Origin of the sequence: Streptomyces broussonetiae (assembly GCF_009796285.1) — a bacterium.
GTDB classification, from domain to species: Bacteria; Actinomycetota; Actinomycetes; order Streptomycetales; family Streptomycetaceae; genus Streptomyces; species Streptomyces broussonetiae.
On sequence record NZ_CP047020.1, the window covers coordinates 987,938 to 1,004,253 of the forward strand.

Annotated in this window: 13 protein-coding genes and 1 pseudogene; 10 read left to right on the plus strand and 4 right to left on the minus strand. The window is 72.0% G+C overall.

Going from position 1 to position 16,316, the window contains the following annotated elements:
* Positions 1 to 98: 98 nt before the first annotated feature.
* Positions 99 to 751: pseudogene (locus GQF42_RS04815) on the minus strand (maleylpyruvate isomerase N-terminal domain-containing protein).
* A gap of 91 nt (positions 752 to 842) precedes the next feature.
* Positions 843 to 1,205 (minus strand): 5-carboxymethyl-2-hydroxymuconate Delta-isomerase, encoded by a 363-nt coding sequence (locus GQF42_RS04820; protein ID WP_158917953.1) that lies wholly within the window; start codon positions 1,203 to 1,205, stop codon positions 843 to 845.
* Positions 1,206 to 1,492: 287 nt separating this feature from the next.
* Between GQF42_RS04820 and GQF42_RS04825 the strand changes: the two genes are divergently transcribed.
* On the plus strand, positions 1,493 to 1,636 hold the full coding sequence (locus GQF42_RS04825; protein ID WP_158917954.1) for a hypothetical protein: 144 nt from the start codon (positions 1,493 to 1,495) through the stop codon (positions 1,634 to 1,636).
* Positions 1,637 to 1,724: 88 nt separating this feature from the next.
* Here GQF42_RS04825 and GQF42_RS04830 read toward each other — a convergent pair whose 3' ends face one another.
* Positions 1,725 to 3,932 carry an MMPL family transporter gene (locus tag GQF42_RS04830; protein WP_158917955.1) on the minus strand — a complete coding sequence of 736 codons (2,208 nt, stop codon included), beginning with the start codon at positions 3,930 to 3,932 and terminating at the stop codon, positions 1,725 to 1,727.
* Between the two features lie 161 nt (positions 3,933 to 4,093).
* On the opposite strand from GQF42_RS04830, the gene GQF42_RS04835 reads away from it, so the two are divergent.
* Positions 4,094 to 4,753 carry a TetR/AcrR family transcriptional regulator gene (locus tag GQF42_RS04835; RefSeq protein WP_199272572.1) on the plus strand — a complete coding sequence of 220 codons (660 nt, stop codon included), beginning with the start codon at positions 4,094 to 4,096 and terminating at the stop codon, positions 4,751 to 4,753.
* A 195-nt stretch (positions 4,754 to 4,948) separates the two neighbouring features.
* Here GQF42_RS04835 and GQF42_RS04840 read toward each other — a convergent pair whose 3' ends face one another.
* A complete protein-coding gene (locus GQF42_RS04840) occupies positions 4,949 to 6,277 on the minus strand; it encodes a COG1470 family protein (protein WP_233273237.1) in 1,329 nt (442 codons plus the stop codon).
* A gap of 257 nt (positions 6,278 to 6,534) precedes the next feature.
* Here GQF42_RS04840 and GQF42_RS04845 point away from each other — a divergent pair, with 257 nt between their 5' ends.
* From GQF42_RS04845 to GQF42_RS44785, 8 genes are all read left to right on the plus strand, one after another.
* Entirely contained in the window at positions 6,535 to 7,227 is a 693-nt protein-coding gene (locus tag GQF42_RS04845) for a helix-turn-helix transcriptional regulator (protein WP_158917958.1), read from the plus strand.
* A 186-nt stretch (positions 7,228 to 7,413) separates the two neighbouring features.
* A complete protein-coding gene (locus tag GQF42_RS04850; RefSeq protein ID WP_233273238.1) occupies positions 7,414 to 10,590 on the plus strand; it encodes a TolB family protein in 3,177 nt (1,058 codons plus the stop codon).
* The gene (locus GQF42_RS04855) at positions 10,587 to 11,291 is read left to right on the plus strand and encodes a DUF4255 domain-containing protein (protein WP_158917960.1); all 705 of its coding nucleotides are present in this window, start codon (positions 10,587 to 10,589) and stop codon (positions 11,289 to 11,291) included. Before GQF42_RS04850 ends, GQF42_RS04855 begins: the two co-directional genes overlap by 4 nt.
* Positions 11,288 to 13,360 carry an AAA family ATPase gene (locus GQF42_RS04860; protein ID WP_158917962.1) on the plus strand — a complete coding sequence of 691 codons (2,073 nt, stop codon included), beginning with the start codon at positions 11,288 to 11,290 and terminating at the stop codon, positions 13,358 to 13,360. The genes GQF42_RS04855 and GQF42_RS04860 overlap by 4 nt, the downstream gene beginning before the upstream one ends.
* A 193-nt stretch (positions 13,361 to 13,553) precedes the next feature.
* Positions 13,554 to 15,104: a phage tail sheath family protein gene (locus tag GQF42_RS04865; protein WP_158917964.1), complete on the plus strand. Its 1,551-nt coding sequence runs from the start codon at positions 13,554 to 13,556 to the stop codon at positions 15,102 to 15,104.
* Between the two features lie 35 nt (positions 15,105 to 15,139).
* Positions 15,140 to 15,580, plus strand: coding sequence for a phage tail protein (locus GQF42_RS04870; protein ID WP_067132325.1), 441 nt, complete (start codon positions 15,140 to 15,142; stop codon positions 15,578 to 15,580).
* Positions 15,577 to 16,077, plus strand: a complete 501-nt coding sequence (locus GQF42_RS04875) for a hypothetical protein (RefSeq protein WP_158917966.1) — start codon at positions 15,577 to 15,579, stop codon at positions 16,075 to 16,077. The genes GQF42_RS04870 and GQF42_RS04875 overlap by 4 nt, the downstream gene beginning before the upstream one ends.
* On the plus strand, positions 16,074 to 16,232 hold the full coding sequence (locus GQF42_RS44785; protein WP_177235491.1) for a DUF6760 family protein: 159 nt from the start codon (positions 16,074 to 16,076) through the stop codon (positions 16,230 to 16,232). The genes GQF42_RS04875 and GQF42_RS44785 overlap by 4 nt, the downstream gene beginning before the upstream one ends.
* The last annotated feature ends 84 nt before the right edge of the window (positions 16,233 to 16,316 follow it).

Sequence of the window (16,316 nt, forward strand, 5' to 3'; positions counted from 1 at the left end):
TGACCTGGTACGGCATTCATCTCATCAAGTGTCCTTCGCCCGGGGCGTGTCGGACGCCGGGGACGCAAGGGGCTGCTGAGCCACGTCCGAAGACCTGCTCAGCCGAGAACGAAGGGGAGCCTCGCGGCGAGATCCCCAGCAGGTCCCGTTCCGCTCCGGTCGGCGGACGCCGTCCGGTGCCGATCAGCGGTGCGTCGCTCTCGGGGAGCGCGGCGGGGAAGGCGGCTCCTGCGATCTTCTCCAGCAATGCGCGTGCCGCCGCGAGCGTCTCGGCGGGCGGCTCGGGGGCCGACGGCACATGCGCGATCAGGTCGAGCTGGTGCAGCGTCCGTTCGACGACGTAGGCGGACAGGTAGTCACGGACGCTCAGCACCTCGCCACGGGTGTCGGCACAGGCGGCCGGATCGGCGAGCCCGGCGGCGCGGCCGGCGGCGGAACCGACGTCGTACAGGTGGAACTCGAGCCACCGCGGCTCACCGTAGGCGGCGGCCAGCCGGGGAACCAGCGCGTCCAACGGGTCCTCGCCGGTCGGGGGTTCGACGAGGTGCCAGTAGGTGACCGCGTCCACGGTCGGCTCACCCGTCGCGGGCGTGGCCAGGGTGACGAGCACGTCCTGGGCGTCGATGACCGGATGGCACACCAGATCCCGCACCAGCCGGCCGGCACACCCGGACGGCCGCTCGAAGTCCTCGTCCGGCAGCCCGGCGGCCGCCGTACGCAACGCCGTCCAGGCAGGTGAGAAGAGATCCACCAGGGCAACGTAGTGCGGCACCGGATGAGCGCTCAAGCGAATTCGGGCGCGCCCGTCGCGGTCGGCGCGGCCCACCTCGGCCGGCGGGGGCTCAGCGCACGGACGGCGACAGCCGGTAGGAGCCCGCGAGGTCCCGTACCTCCACCGAGAGGACCGCCTCCGCGGGGACGCCCGCAACGCGCAGGTGCTTCTCCAGCAGCGCCAGGACCCCCTCGGACAGCCGGGCCTTGAGCGCCTCCGGGCGGCCGGGCATCAACCCCACTTCCACGTGCACGAAGGCCGCCTCCCCGCTCCGCCGGTCGCCGACGTACGTCTCGGCCGGGCGCAGCAGCGTTTTGCACACACCTGTGGTGCCGGACTCCTCGACCACGAGCGGGTGCAGCTCCTTGACCAGGTCGGCCGGGTCGAAGGTGCCGGTCAGGTGGGAGGAGTAGTCGATGGTGAGGTGCGGCATGGAGGACCTTTCACACGATCCTTGTGGTTTCTCTAGGCAACCATTTTCCCTCATGCGGTCAGCGCCTGGTGGCCGGGGTGGCCCAGGCCCCGAACCGCCACCCGGGTCTGCGGTGGTGCCGACGTTCAAGGCAGGTGTGCTGCTGATCGGCGTGGACACGGTACGCCGGCGACCGGTGCCGTACACGGCGGTCGCGGTCCCCGCGGTGGCCGTCGGCTCAGTGGCGATCCAGCTGTGCCGGTCGAGGGTGACGGACGCGCTGGACGACGATCCACGCAAGTCCGGCCGTGCGCGTGCCCGCGGCCGGCCCCGGGAGGTGGCCGGCGCAGGAGGACGGCCGCGCACTGGTGGCCTGCTACGGCGTCGTCCTCGGCGCGGCCGTGCCGCTGGTCGGCAGCCGGCTGTCGCAGCGGTTCGGCCGGCGGCGGTGACGGGCCGGCCCGCGGGGGCGGCGGAGCGATGGCCCGCCCCGGCCGGGGCCCCACCGGGTGCGGTGAGACCCCGGCAGAAGGCCTGCGGTCAGGGTGCCCCCGTGGACACGGGGGGCATCGGTGCTGTGGGGAAGGGGCGCTCGGCGAGCCGTTCCCCCTCGACGTCGAGGTCGGGCAGCAGGCGGTCGAGCCACCGGGGCAGCCACCAGCCGGCGCGGCCCACGAGGGCGAGGACCGCCGGGACCAGCGTCATGCGGACCACGAAGGCGTCGATGAGGACACCGGCCGCGAGGGCGAAGGCGATCGGCTTGAGCATGGTGCTGCCACCGGGCACGAAGCTCGCGAACACCGCGAACATGATCAGCGCGGCGGCGGTCACCACCCGGGAGGCGTGGCGGGAGCCGGCCAGGACCGCCTCGCGGGGTCCGGCACCGTGGACGTACGCCTCACGCATGCGGCTGACCATGAACATCTCGTAGTCCATGGCGAGTCCGAACAGCACCGCCATCACCAGGATGGGCAGGATGCTGACGACCGGCCCGGTCTGGGTGACGCCCAGCGCGTTCGCGAGCCACCCCCACTCGAACACGGCCACGACCGCGCCGAACGTGGCCGCCACCGAGAGCAGGAAGCCGAGGCCGGCCTTCAACGGCACCACCACCGAGCGGAGGACGAGCAGCAGCAACACCAACGACAGGCCGACCACGACCAGGGCGAACGGGGCGAGCGAGCCGGCCAGCCGGTCGGAGACGTCGATGTTCACGGCGGTCGTGCCCGTGACCGACACCTCGGCCCCGGTCTGCTCGCGCCAGTCGGGTGCCTCGTCACGGATGCGCTCGACGAGGCTCCTGGTCCGCTCGTCGGAGGGGCCCGTCCTGGGCACAACCTGGATGACGGCGCCGTTCGCGTGCCTCAGGAGCTGTGGCGCGCCCACCGTGGCGACACCGTCGGTGGCCTTCAGATCCCGTACCAGGGCGGCCGTGGCCTGCTGAGAGCTGTCGGCGTGCGAGGTGTCCGCAAGGACGAGGAGCGGCCCGTTGAAGCCGGGACCGAACTTCTGCGCGACGGTGTCGTACGCCTGGCGCTGGCCGCTGGCCGCCGGGGCGGAGCCGTTGTCGGGCAGCGCCAGGTGCAGGTCGCGGGCAGGAAGGGCGAGGGTCAGCAGGCCGATCAGTACGGCCGCAAGGGTGAGCAGGGGGCGGCGTACGGCGATCCTGCCCCAGCGTTCGCCCAGGGTGCTGGACTCGCCGCCGTGGGCGACCCGCTCGCGGCGGGCGGCACGGGAGCCCGGTTTCGGCCGCAGCCGCTCGCCCGCGAACCCCATCAGGGCCGGCAGGACCGTGGTGGACACACCCACCGCGACGAGGACGGCGGCGGCTCCGGCCACCCCCATGACGGTGAGGAACGGGATGCCTACGACGGCCAGTCCGCACAGCGCGATGATCACGGTCAGGCCGGCGAAGACGACCGCGCTGCCGGCGGTCGCGGTGGCCCGGGCCGCCGACTCCTCGCTGTCCATGCCGGTGGCGAGCTGGGAGCGGTGCCGGGAGAGGATGAACAGCGCGTAGTCGATGCCGACCGCCAGGCCCAGCATCGAGGCCAGCGAGGGCGCGGTGCTGGAGATGGTCAGGGCCCCGGTCAGCGCCGACAGGCCCAGCAGGGTGACGGCCACCCCGGTGACGGCCGTCAGCAGGGGCATGCCCGCGGCGAACAGCGAGCCGAAGGTGATCGTGAGGACGACGAGAGCGACGGCCACGCCCATGAGTTCCTTGGTGTGCCCGGTGCTCTTGCTGCTGCCGTAGGCGGATCCGCCTACCTCGACCGTGAGTCCGCAGTCCTTGGCGGTGCGCGTGGTCCGCTCCAGCGCGGACAGGCTGTCGCCGTGCAGGCCGGCCCGGTCGACCTGGTAGCGGACCTGACCGAGCGCCGTCGTGCGGTCCGGGGATATCAGCTTGCTGCGCACCGGGTCCGTGACGCCGACGACCTGTGGCGCCTTGTCGGCCTCGGCCATGGTCGCGCTGATCGCGTCGGCGTACCGCGGTTCGGTGACGGTGTGACCCCGGGGCGCGCCGAAGACGATCTGGGCACTGGTGCCCGCGGCCGGGGGCAGTTCGCGCTTGAGGGTGTCCATCGCGCTCTGGGCCTGCGAGCCCGGGACGGTGAACTCGTCGTCGGTCGTGCCGCCGAGTGCGATCACGCAGGTGACCACCGCGGCCAGCACCAGCAGCCAGGCGGCGAGCACCGCCCGTCGGTGCCGGACGGCACCACGGCCGAGCCGGTAGAGCAGGGAAGCCATGAAGGGTGCTCCTTGTGGGGACTCCTGGCGGTTTCGGGCCCATGGGAGGACCGGACGCCAAAAGTGTCATGACTGACACGATACATAAACTGTCATGACTGACACTTTTCATGCTCATGCCAAATCTGGTGTCACAGATGCGCCATGGCAGGATGAGTGCCGTGAGCGAGCAGGTGACACGGGAGACCGAACCGGGGCGGCGGGACCGGAAGAAGGCCGCCACCCGCAGGACCCTGCTCCAGACGGCGACCCGGATGTTCGCCGAGCGCGGCTACCAGGAGACGACGGTCAAGGACATTGCGGCGGCCGCCGGTGTCACCGAGCGCACGTTCTTCCGCTACTTCCCCTCGAAGGAAGACCTCGTCTTCGCCGAGATCCTCGACTTCGTACCGCTGGTGCGACAGGAGATCCCGCGCCGGCCACCCGGCGAGCCGCCCCTGACCGCCGTACTCAACAGCCTGCTCGCGGCCGCGGCCGGGATCGACGGCGGTCTCGCCATCCTCTTCGTCGGCGCACCGCCCCGCGCTCTGACCGGCCAGACCCGGCGCACCCATGTCCTGACCGATTTCGAGGACGGCATCGCCGCGGCCCTCACCGAGCGCCTGGCCGCTTTCGCCCCCCAAGAGCCGCCCTGCCGACGGGATCTGCGCGCCTCGGTGCTGGCCCGGGCCTCCGTGGCCGCCGTGCGCAGCGCCCTGCTGATCCACACACGGGACCACGCCCGGGGCGACGGGGAGGCCGGTTCACCCGCACTGGAGGACTTCCGCACGCTGCTGGAAGAGGCGTTCGCCGTCCTGCGTGCGCAGGACGGCGAAGCGTAAACCGGCCAATTCCACTGCCGTGCACGCCACTTCCGGCGCTACACCCGTATGCGCACGGAGGGCTTGATTCCGGGGCACGGAGCAGACGCAGGAAACATGCACGTCACATCCGCTGTCGTGTCGGTTTTCGGCCGAGCTGACAGTCACCTCTTCCCCTATGGCCACATGGGGCGAACGATGTCAGGAGGAACCACCTCACCGCGTGACGTCGCTGAGCACGCCACTGACATTCAGGACCTCATGACACTGCGTCGCCTGCCTGCCGGTTGCCGGTGTCCCCGGCTTCGCGCAGGTCACGTTCATGGTGACGGTGGCGTCCTCGGGGATCTTGATGGGGGTGACCCAGTGGTAGTCCTGGTTGCGGAAGGTCTCCAGTGCGATCGTGGTGATCTTCCGGTCGCCGAACGTGATGGTCAAGACCCCCTCGTCGCCCTGGAAGTTGGCGACGACGATGTCCGTGATGCCGAAGATCTTGCCCTTCGGGACCACATAGGTCCCCGTCTTGTCCCCCCCGCCGGACGTCTGTACGTCGATGGTGGTCGAACTCTGCTGCCCGGCCCCGGACCCCGTGCCGCCGGGGTTGTCACCGCCGGTGCCCCCTGCCGGGTTCGCGCCCTGGCCGCCCTGCGGGGATCCGGAGCCCTTGCCCGAACCGGTGCCGGGGGACTGCCCGTTCTGACTGCCGCCGGGTGTCGGGCGAGGCTGGACCACCTCGTTGGCCGCCTGCTTGGCGGCGCTGCGCACCGCCGGGCGGACCAGCGCGAACCAGGCCAGGAGCAGGGCGATGAGCGCGGCAAGCAGCGCCAGCAGCCACTTGGGGAAGATCGGGATCTGGACGAACTCCGCCTCGAGCGGCGGACGTACGAGGGCTCCGGGCCGCTCGGCCTCCTCCTGCTCCACTGCGTCGGTGGCACGCACGGTGAATGGCCAGACCACCGGCTTGCCGAACCAGACCGGTTTGCCGGTGCGCACCCGCAGACTGGTCTCCGCCGATTCGCCGGGCTCAAGGGCCAGTTGACCGGGAGTGAAGCTGAACTTCAGCTCCTCCCCGGCCTGTTCCGGCGTGAAGGACACCTGGGCCGGAGTGTTGCCCTCGTTACGGACGGCCAGCCGGTAGCGGCCCCGCAGCCAGCCGCGTCGACGGCGCGGGAGCACCTCGGTGCGCAGCTCGTGGAACGCCTCGATGTGCACCGTGGTCTCGGGCACCGTGACCGATTCGGGGTGCTCGGCCGGCAACACCCGGACACCCAGCGGCACATCGCCCGCACGGACCTCCGGGGAGCGCGGCGGGGCGAGGCGGATCGTCACCGTCTCGGAGGTGCCGGGGTAGAGCGAGACCCGCGCGGGTTCCACGGTGGTCCAGGCCGCACAGTCGCCCACGACCTCCAAGGTGTACGCCTCGACGATGTCGCTGTCGTTGCGGACGGTCAGACTGGTGGAGGCGGTACCGCCCGGCGTCACCGTCACGGCGGCGATGTCGAGACCGGGGGCTCCGGGACCGGAAGAGGCTGCAGATGGCGTCACGCGACGACCGTAGAGCCGGAGCCGGAGCATCACGAGAGGTGCGAGGGCAACACCCGGGCAGTCGGCGTGCCCCCAGCGGTCAAAGTCAACTCTGCTGATCGGCACGCCTGTTGAACATATCCGCTACGGCGCGTGCTCCACCGTCCGAGCGGTATCACCCGTTCCGCGCGCCTCCTTGGCCTGTTACGTCCCTCTCCGCTCTTCTCGTCGTGAAACAGGTACTCAGTATGTCCGGCTCCGTGAAGGAGAACCCGCTCATGACCGCCCGAACACCACGCGCGACCGATCCTGCCGCGACCAGACACCGAGCAGCGCCCGAGGGCCGCTCGCACCGGGTGTCCGTCGCCGTCTACGCCCAGGACCTGGTGCTGCGCATCGGTGTCGTCCAGCAACTGCGACAGCGCCCCGAGGTGGATCTGGTCGACGAGGCCGAGGCGGAGCGGGCACATACGTCGCTCGTGGTCGTCGACGCCGTCGACGACGAAGTCATAGCCCTGCTGCAACGGTTGCAGCGCAATCCCCGCACCCGGACCGGGCTCGTGGTCGGCACGTTCGAGTCGGCGGCGCTGCAGCGGGTCATAGAGTGCGGTGTCGCGGCGGTGCTGCGGCGCTCCGAGGCGGACCAGGACCGGCTGCTGCACCTGGTGCTCGCGATGGCGAAGGGCGAGGGCGTGCTTCCGGGCGACCTGCTCGGCAAGCTGCTGACCCATGTGGGAGGCCTGCAGCGCTCGGCGCTCGACCCGCGCGGACTGACCCTGTCCACGCTGACCGCGCGCGAGGCGGACATGCTGCGCCTGGTGGCGGAAGGTTTCGACACCGCCGAGATAGCGCAGAAGACCGCGTACTCCGAGCGGACCGTCAAGAACGTGCTGCATGAGATCACCACCCGGCTGCAACTGCGCAACCGGGCCCACGCGGTCGGCTACGCGCTGCGCAACGGGCTGATCTGACGCTCCGCTCGGTTCCCGGGCGCGCTGCGGGAAACCCCCCGCCCGCAGCGCGCCCGGCACCCGTCGGCTGCCCGAAAGCGCAGTCCCCGCTTCCCCCGTACACGGCCCCGCCGCCCTGCCGCGCGACACGCGCGCGGGCGCACAGTGGCGGGGCAACCCTGGTGTTCCAAGACTGCGAGGTGGACCGTGAACGGCACCGCTGGCCCCGGCGGAGAGCGCCGGCTGGGGAGATTCGGCGCGTCGTTGCTCCTGCTGGTCCCGCTGCTCGTCGTGACGGCGGCCTCGGGACCGGACAGTGCCGAGGCCCGCCCCCAGACACCCACCGCCTCCGCCACCCGCATCGCCTACGCCGGCACCGGGCACCGCAGTCTCGGCAAGGTGGTCAAGCAGACCCAGAGCGATCCGCTGTTCGGCACGGGCCCGGCGCACTTCGACGTCCAGCCGTCGGCGATGGGCGACACGATGGTGTTCGCGAGCCGCCGCGACGAGAAGAACCCGCAGATCTACCTGCGTGCAGCCGACGGCTCCGTGCGCAAGCTGACCAGCGGACGGGACGCGGCGCACCCGCGGCTGACCCCCGACGGCACGGCAGTGGTGTTCGACTCGGCGGAGCCCGGCGGCCCGAACGGCAAGAAACAGCGCGACCTGTGGCTGGTGCACACCGACGGCAGCGGGCTGACCCGGCTGACCGACACGCCGGCGAACGAGGAGAGCCCGACGGTGTCGCCGGACGGGCAGCGCCTGGCGTACTCCTCCGACAGCGACCCGGTCTTCGGGGACCAGATCTTCGTACGCCCGCTGCCCGGCGGCACCGCGACCCGGGTGACCGGCACCCTCGGCAGCAGGGCGACGGAGCCCGTGTGGAACCCGGTGAACGATCCGGCGCACCGGGACCTCATCGCGTACACCGCCACCCCCACCTCCTCCGACAACTCGGCGGGCCCGCGGCTGCGGGTGACCGGCGGCGCGGCCGGGGACCAACTGCTCCTGACCGGCACACCCACCGACTGGCGGACCCATGGGGCAGCCTGGTTGCCCGATGGGAACGGGGTGCTGTTCCTCAGCCCCGACCGCACCTGCGGCTGTGAGGGCGACTGGGACCACGTGTACCAGGCGGACAACTCCACGGCCGCCCCGAAGCTGATGCTCAGCGAGGACCGCGCGGTCGGCATGCCGACCTGGGTGGGCCCGCAGAACGGCGGCTACATCGTGGTGGACCGCACCTCGGCGAAGGGCGGCACCACGAACGCGGGGCCGCACGGCGAGCATGTGGTGACCCTGCAGGACGTCCGGATGGACGGCGCCGACCCGCGCGACCTCGGTCTGACCATCCTGAACGAGGACCCGGCGGCCGACACCAACACCGATCCGACCAAGGATCCGCTGTTCAACCCGGCGGCCGGATACGACCCGTGGACCGAGCGGCAGAGCTACACACCGGACGGCCGCCGCATCGTGGTGACCGTCTTCGAGGGAGATGCGAACAACCGGATCGAGCGGATCTGGACGGTGGACGCCGACGGCTCCAACCCGCAGCCGATGCCACTCGCCGGACGCGGGCCCAAGGACTGGGACACCGACCCGACGTTCTCGCCGGACGGCAAGTACATCGCGTTCACGCGGACGTCGCCGGGCGGTGTCGGCTCGGCCTCGGGTCCGGGCCGGATCCTCATCGCCGACGCGACGACCGGGGCGATCGTGCACGAGATCGTGCCGCCGGCCGGACAGCAGACGGGCGGCGACGCCCAGCCCACCTGGTCCTCCGACGGCACCCGGCTCGCGTTCACCCGGAACATGATCATCGACGGGGGCGGTGGCAACAAGCACATCTGGACCGTGCCGATCAACGCCCTCGACCAGCAGCGCGACCTGAGCGCGCAGATCTGCCCCGGCAACTGCTCGGTCATCGACGACAGCCCCGCGTTCTCCCCGGACGGCACGCTCATCGCCTTCAACCGCAAGGACGGCGGCGGCCGGGTCAACGAGAACAACGGTCTGCTGCTCACCTCACTGTCCGGCGACAACTGCCGGGCGCTGCTGCCCGAGTCGGCCCGGTCCACGAACGACGCCTGTCACCAGGAGCTGCCCGACACCTCGGTCACCGGCCCGCACCAGCCGCGTGACGCGGCCTGGACGGCGGACGGCAACGGCATCGTCTACAGCTCCCGCACCGACGCGCCCGTCAACTGCCCGGAAAAACTCCATCTGTTGAACGTGACGACCGGAGCGCAGACCCCGCTCACCCTGGAGCTGCCGGGACGTCAGAAGGAGCCCGGCGTCCAGCAGTCGGTGAACCTGGCGGTGCGTGCGCCGAGCACCGTGCCCGCGGTCACCGTCGATCACTCCACGGACATCCGCGTCGACGTCGTCAACAACGGCCCGGCCGCCTCGCCCGGCACCCGGCTGACCATCGCGCCACCGGCCGGTGTCTCCGTCACCGGCGTCCGCCGCCCGGGCGGCACCTGCGACGCCGCCTCCCTGCAGTGCGACATCGGGGTGGTGCCACCGGGGACGACGGTGCCGGTGACCGTGACGGTGACCGGCCGCGTCATCGGTGACCAGCCCATCGACTGGTCGGTCACCGGCAGCGTCATCGACCCGCAGCCCGGCGACAACACCGCCCGGACCGTGGTGCCGGTGCACCAGGCGCCCCCGCCGACCAGCCCGCCTCCGACCCCGCCGACGCCTCCGACTCCCCCGACACCGCCCGCGCCCAAGGCCGGTCCCGGGGTCCGGGTGACCGCCCAGCCCGACCCGGGCTATGTCGGCGGCCGGGTCGTGGTGACGTACACCGTGCGCAACGGCCGTAACGCACTGGCCACCGGGCTGCGGCTGCGGATCGGGCTGCCCGGCTCCATCCCCAACGGCGGGCCGCCCCCGGGCTGCGACAGCAGCTGGGTGTGTGCGCTCCCGGACCTGGCACCGGGCGAGAGCACGGTCGTACGCGTGGTCCTCTCCCCCGACCACGCCACGACCGGCCGCGCCACCGGCGTCCTGACCACCACCGGCACGGACGCCAACCCGAACGACAACCGGACGCACACCACGCTGCGGATCCTCCAGCCCAAGATCGTCGCCGTGCCGCCCATCGGCAAGCCCGGCTTCGTCACCTCGGTGCGCGGCAAGGACTTCCCGCCGGGCGTGCCGGTGCGGTTCACCTGGAAGCCGGGCATCACCGCCGCCGCGGCACCGACCGTGCCGGGGCCCGACGGCACCTTCATCGGCCAGCTGCTGATCCTCTCCAAGGACCAGACCGGTCCGCGCACCATCACCGCGCGCGGCCCCGGGTTCTCCCCGGTGAAGACCGACTTCCTGGTGGTCAACGGCAGTGTGCAGCCGCCCGACGAGGTGACCCGCCGGTGATCCACGAGGTCGATGAGGGGCTGCGCGGGCTGCTCGGCGAGTCCGGGCTCGAGGCGTCGGGGGTCGAGATCGTCTTCGACGCCCCGACCCGCGACTGGGCGGCCCGCCGCACCGCGCCCACCGTCTGTGTGTTCCTGTACGACATCCGTGAGGACACGTCCCGTCGCGGCAGCGGCGCCGGCGAGGTGTACGACGCCGACGGGTATGTGGTGGCACGGCGTACCCCGCCGCGCTGGTTCGAGCTGACGTACCTGATCACGGCGTGGGCGAGCCGCCCGCAGGACGAACACCGGCTGCTGTCGCAGGTGCTGGCCACGCTGGCGACCGCCGACGCGCTGCCGGAGCGGTACCTCACCGGCTCGCTCCACGAGCTGGGCCTGACCGTGTCCCTGGACGCCGCCGGAGCCACCCTGGACGCGCCCGCTGCCTCCGACGTCTGGTCGGCGCTCGGCGGCGAGCTGAAGGCGTCCCTCGGCGTGCGGGTGTGCGCGCCGCTCGCCGGGGCGAGCAGGGCCGCGGCGCCGCCGGTCACCGAAGGGCTGCTGGTGCGCTCCGCGCACCAGCAGGAGGACGGGGACCCGGCGCCGGGACGACGGCTGCGGTACGAGGGGGTGAGCGACCCGGGGCCGGAGGGGTTCGCCGCTCCGCGCGAGCGGCGGCCGGCTCCCGCGCGCCGCCGCCGGGGAGGACGCCAGCCGTGACGTACCTCGAGGAGACGGTCACGGACATCGGCACGGATCCGCTGTGGGCGCGACTGCGTCTGGTCGAGGAGCGGGTGCGCTGCGCGGTGGCGGCCCGCCGGGCCGTCGACCCCGATCCCGACGACCCGTACCGGGGGCAGTACCTCACCCCGGAGGCGGCCCAGCGGCTGCTGGACGGGCCCGGCGGGCTCGACGTACCCGGCTACGCCCCTGAGCCCCCGCCGCCCGACTCGGTGCTCGGCACCCTCGTCGCGCGCTTCGGCCTGTCGCCGGTGGACCTCGATCTGCTGCTGATCGCGCTGGCCCCGGATCTGGACGCCCGCTTCGAGCGGCTCTACGGCTATCTCAACGACGACCTGACCCGCCGTCGGCCCACGGTCTCACTGGCCCTGGAGCTGTGCGGGCTCCCGCCCGCGTCGGCCGCCCGGTTCCGGCTCACCCCTGCGGCGCCCCTGGTCGCGGGTGGGCTGCTGGAGATCGCCGAGCCGGAACGCCCGCCGCTGTCGCGGGTGCTTGCGGTACCGGACCGGGTGACCGCGTATCTGCTGGGCGACACCGCACCCGACGCCCGGCTGGCCGGGCTCCTCGGCACGGCAGCCGAGGATCCGGCGGTCGAGCCGGACGAGGTGCGGCGGGCGGCCCGCGCCGCCCGGTCCGGACCGGGCCTGGTGCATCTGCTGGACCGGGGCGGTGACACGCCGGGTCTCGCCGTCGCGGCCCTGCGCACGGCCGGTCTGGGCACGCTGGTCCTGGACGCGGCGGCACTGGCCCGGCGCACCGCCGACCTGCCCGCCCTCGCCCGGGTCGCGGCACTGGAGGCCCGGCTCACCGGGTCCGGTGTCGTCCTCGGCCCCCTGGAGGCGCTGCCCTCCGCGCCCACCGAACGGGCCCGCAGTGCACGCGAGTTGTGCGCGGCGCTGCACGGAACGCCCCTGTTCACCCACGGCGTGGACGGCTGGGACCCGGCCTGGGCGGCCGACACTCCCATCGTCCTGCCCGTGGCCCCGCCCTCCCCGCAGCGGCAGGCCGCGCGCTGGCGGCACGCCCTCACCCTGGCCGGCGCCTCCATCGGCGGCGACACCGACGACCTCGCCCGCGCGGTCGCCGCGCACCGCCTCGACGGCGGGCAGTTGCAGCGCGCCGCGAGCGCCGCCGTGCGTACGGCGGACCTCGCCGGGCGCCCGGTGGGCCCCGACGACCTGCGCGCTGCCGTACGGGCGCAGAACGGCGCCGGGCTCGCCCGGCTGGCCCGCCGGATCGAGCCGGGCGTCGGCTGGGACGACCTGGTGCTGCCCCCGCCGACCCGGCGCAGGCTGCGGGAGCTGGCCGTGCGCGCCCGCCACCGCGAGCAGGTGCTCGGGCAGTGGCGGATGCGGCCGGGCGGTGGTCGTGGGCGCGGGGTCATCGCCCTGTTCGCGGGCGAGTCCGGCACCGGCAAGACCATGTCGGCCGAGGTGGTGGCCGCCGATCTAGGGATGGACCTGTACGTGGTCGATCTGTCCACGGTGGTCGACAAGTACGTGGGCGAGACCGAGAAGAACCTGGAACGGATCTTCACCGAGGCGTCCCAGGTCAACGCGGTGCTGCTGTTCGACGAGGCGGACGCGATCTTCGGCAAGCGCTCGGAGGTCAAGGACGCGCACGACCGGCACGCCAACATCGAGTCGGCGTATCTGCTGCAGCGCATGGAGTCCTTCGACGGGATCGCCGTGCTGACCACCAATCTCCGGGCCAACCTGGACGAGGCGTTCACCCGCAGACTCGACGTGGTGGCCGAGTTCCCCATGCCGGACGCCGCTCAGCGTCTTGCCCTGTGGGAGCGGTGTCTGGGCGACCGGCTGCCGCGCGCCGCCGATCTGGATCTCGGCTTCTGCGCGGACCGCTTCGAACTCGCCGGCGGATCCATCCGGGCCTGTGCGGTGACCGCGGCCTATCTCGCGGCGGATTCCCAGGAGCCGCTCACCATGCGGCAGTTGGTGTCGGCGGTGGTACAGGAGTACCGCAAGCTCGGCCGGCTGGTGCTGGAGAGCGAGTTCGGGCCGTATCTGGCGGCCGCCCTCGAGGCCTGAGGAGTCCGCCGACCTGCTGTGGAACGAACTCGGCCGCCGCGGCCCGGAGTTTCTTCCCCTGTGGTCCGCGAGGGCGTCCGGAAAGGCAGCGTGCTTGCCCCCGGCAAGGTACCCGCGCCCCTGTCGCCGGGCCTCGCCCGCCTCGGAGACTCGGCATCGACGCAGGTGACCGATGGAACGTGAAGGAGCGAGCATGCCGACGTACCTCACCCCAGGCGTGTATGTGGAGGAGGTGCAGTCCGGTGCCCGCCCGATCGAGGGGGTCGGCACCGCCGTCGCCGCATTCGTCGGGTTCGCCCAGAGCGGCCCCTTCCACGAACCGACCCTGGTCACCAACTGGGACCAGTACACCCAGCTGTTCGGCGGCTTCACCGAGGGCACCTACCTCGCGCACGCCGTCTACGGCTACTTCTCCAACGGGGGCGGCGCGGCCTACGTGGTGCGCATCGGCGGTTCCGCCGACGGCGCCTCGGCCGGTGGCCGGGGAGCCCGGGACGTCCGGGCGGTCGAGCCGGTCGCGCTCGGCGGCTTCCAGATCACGGCCAGGCCCGGCGCCTCCGGCCTGTCGGTGGAAATCGCCGACGCGGAGGGCGAGAACCCGCCCGAGGACCGCTTCCGGCTCCTGGTCCGCCAGGGCGACCAGGTGGTCGAGACCTACGACGTCTCCACCCGCAAGAACGTCAAGGGCTATGTGGTCACGCAGTTGCGGGCCTCGAAGCTGATCGAGGTCACCGAGCAGCGCGACGCCACGCAGACCCGGCCGGCCAGTCAGACGGTGGCCGTGCCCGACGCGCCGGCCTCACCCGCGGCACCCGGCTCCGGCGCGGTGTCCCGGCTCGACCCGGCAGAGTACGTCGGCGACGCCGGCGCGCGCACCGGGTTCGCCGGCCTGGAGACCATCGACGAGATCACCATGGTCGCCGTCCCGGACCTGATGAGCGCCTACCAGCGCGGTGACATCGACGCCGAGGGCGTGCGCACCGTGCAGCTCGCGGTCATCTCGCACTGCGAGCAGATGGGCGACCGGGTCGCCGTCCTGGACGCACCTCCCGGGCTCACCGCCCAGCAGGTGCGACACTGGCGCAACGAGGAGGCGGGCTACGACTCCCGGTACGCCACCCTCTACTACCCCTGGGTGCGGGCCTTCGACCCGGCGGCCGGCCGCAACACCACCGTCCCGCCGAGCGGTCACGTCGCCGGTGTGTGGGCGCGCAGCGACGCCGAGCGCGGCGTGCACAAGGCGCCCGCCAACGAGGTGATCCGCGGCGCGGTGGACCTGGAGACACGGCTCAGCAAGGGCGAGCAGGACCTGCTCAACCCGATCGGCGTGAACTGCATCCGTGCCTTCCCCGGCCGTGGCATCCGGATCTGGGGTGCCCGCACCCTGTCCTCCGACCCGGCCTGGCGTTACCTGAACGTACGCCGTCTGTTCAACTACCTCGAAGAGTCCATCCTGTTGGGCACCCAGTGGGTGGTCTTCGAGCCGAACGACGACCGGCTGTGGTCCAGCATCCGGCGCAACGTCACCGCGTTCCTCACCGAGGAATGGCGCCGGGGCGCGCTCTTCGGCCGCACGGCCGACGAGGCGTTCTACGTCAAGTGTGACCGCGACAACAATCCGCAGACCTCGATCGACCAGGGTCGGGTCGTCTGCGAGATCGGTGTCTCCCCGGTCAAGCCCGCCGAGTTCGTGGTGTTCCGGCTGGCCCAGTTCTCCGACAGCACCAGCCTCATCGACGAGTGACCCGCGGGTCAGGCAAGGAAGGGTGACAGACAGTCATGGCAGAGGGCGATGCTCTTTCCACACACGTCTTCGGCGTGCAGCTCGGCGGCTACATGGTCGAGTCGATCCAGGAGATCAGCGGGTTCTCCGTCGAGGAGGAGGTCGTCGAGGTCAAGCAGGTCACGTCGACGGGCAAGCAGATCATCCGGAAGCAGCCCGGGGCGCGGCAGGCCGGCGAGATCACGATCACGCGGGGACTCGACAAGAGCAGTGAGTTCACCAAGTGGATCAAGGAGACGCTCAACAACGGTGCCGTCGACACCGCCCGGCAGAACCTGACGATCGAGATCAAGGACACCAAGGGCGAGACGGTCCGCCGTATCCAGCTGATGAACGGCTGGGCCTCCAAGTGGGAGGGGCCGTCCCTCAAGGCCGGCGAGTCCTCCGCGGCCACCGAGACCGTCACGATCGTGTTCGAGGAGATCGTCGTCGAATGAGGCGTCGTACCGTCACGGCGGGCAACCTGGAGGAGTTCCTGGAGGCGACGGCGCCGGCCGCTCAGGCGGACGAGCAGCCCCAGCCCCAGGCTCCGGCCGCCCGCCCCGCTCCGCCCCAGGACCACGGGCTGCGCACGGAGTTCGAGTTCGAGCTGCCGCGCGGGTACGTGGACGAGGCGGGCACGCTCCACCGGCACGGCGCGATGCGCCTGGCCACCGCCCGCGACGAACTGCGCCCGCAGATCGATCTGCGGGTCAAGGAGAACCCGGCCTATCTGAGCGTGGTGCTGCTGAGCCAGGTGATCACCCGGCTCGGCACCATCACCGATGTGCACGCGGGGATCGTGGAGCGGATGTACGCCACCGACGTCGCGTTCCTCCAGGACTTCTACCGCCGCGTCAACAGCGAGGGCCACACCCGCGCGGCGGTGACCTGCCCGCACTGCGAGGGCGCCTTCGAGGTCGACCTCTCGGGTGGGCGCCTGGGGGAATCGTGACGTACGCACTCCCCCGGCTGCGGGAGGAGATCGCGTACATCGCCTACCACTTCCACTGGCAGCGCGAGGAGATCCTCGACCTCACCCACGCCGAGCGCCGGCAGTGGGTGACCGAGATCGCCCGTATCAACACCCGCGTGAACGAAGGTGGTTGAGCACATGGCATGGCGGGACAGACTCCGCCGCCGGCCCGCAGCGCGGACTGCCGCGGCTGCGCCGGCTTCGGGTCCTGCCGGTCC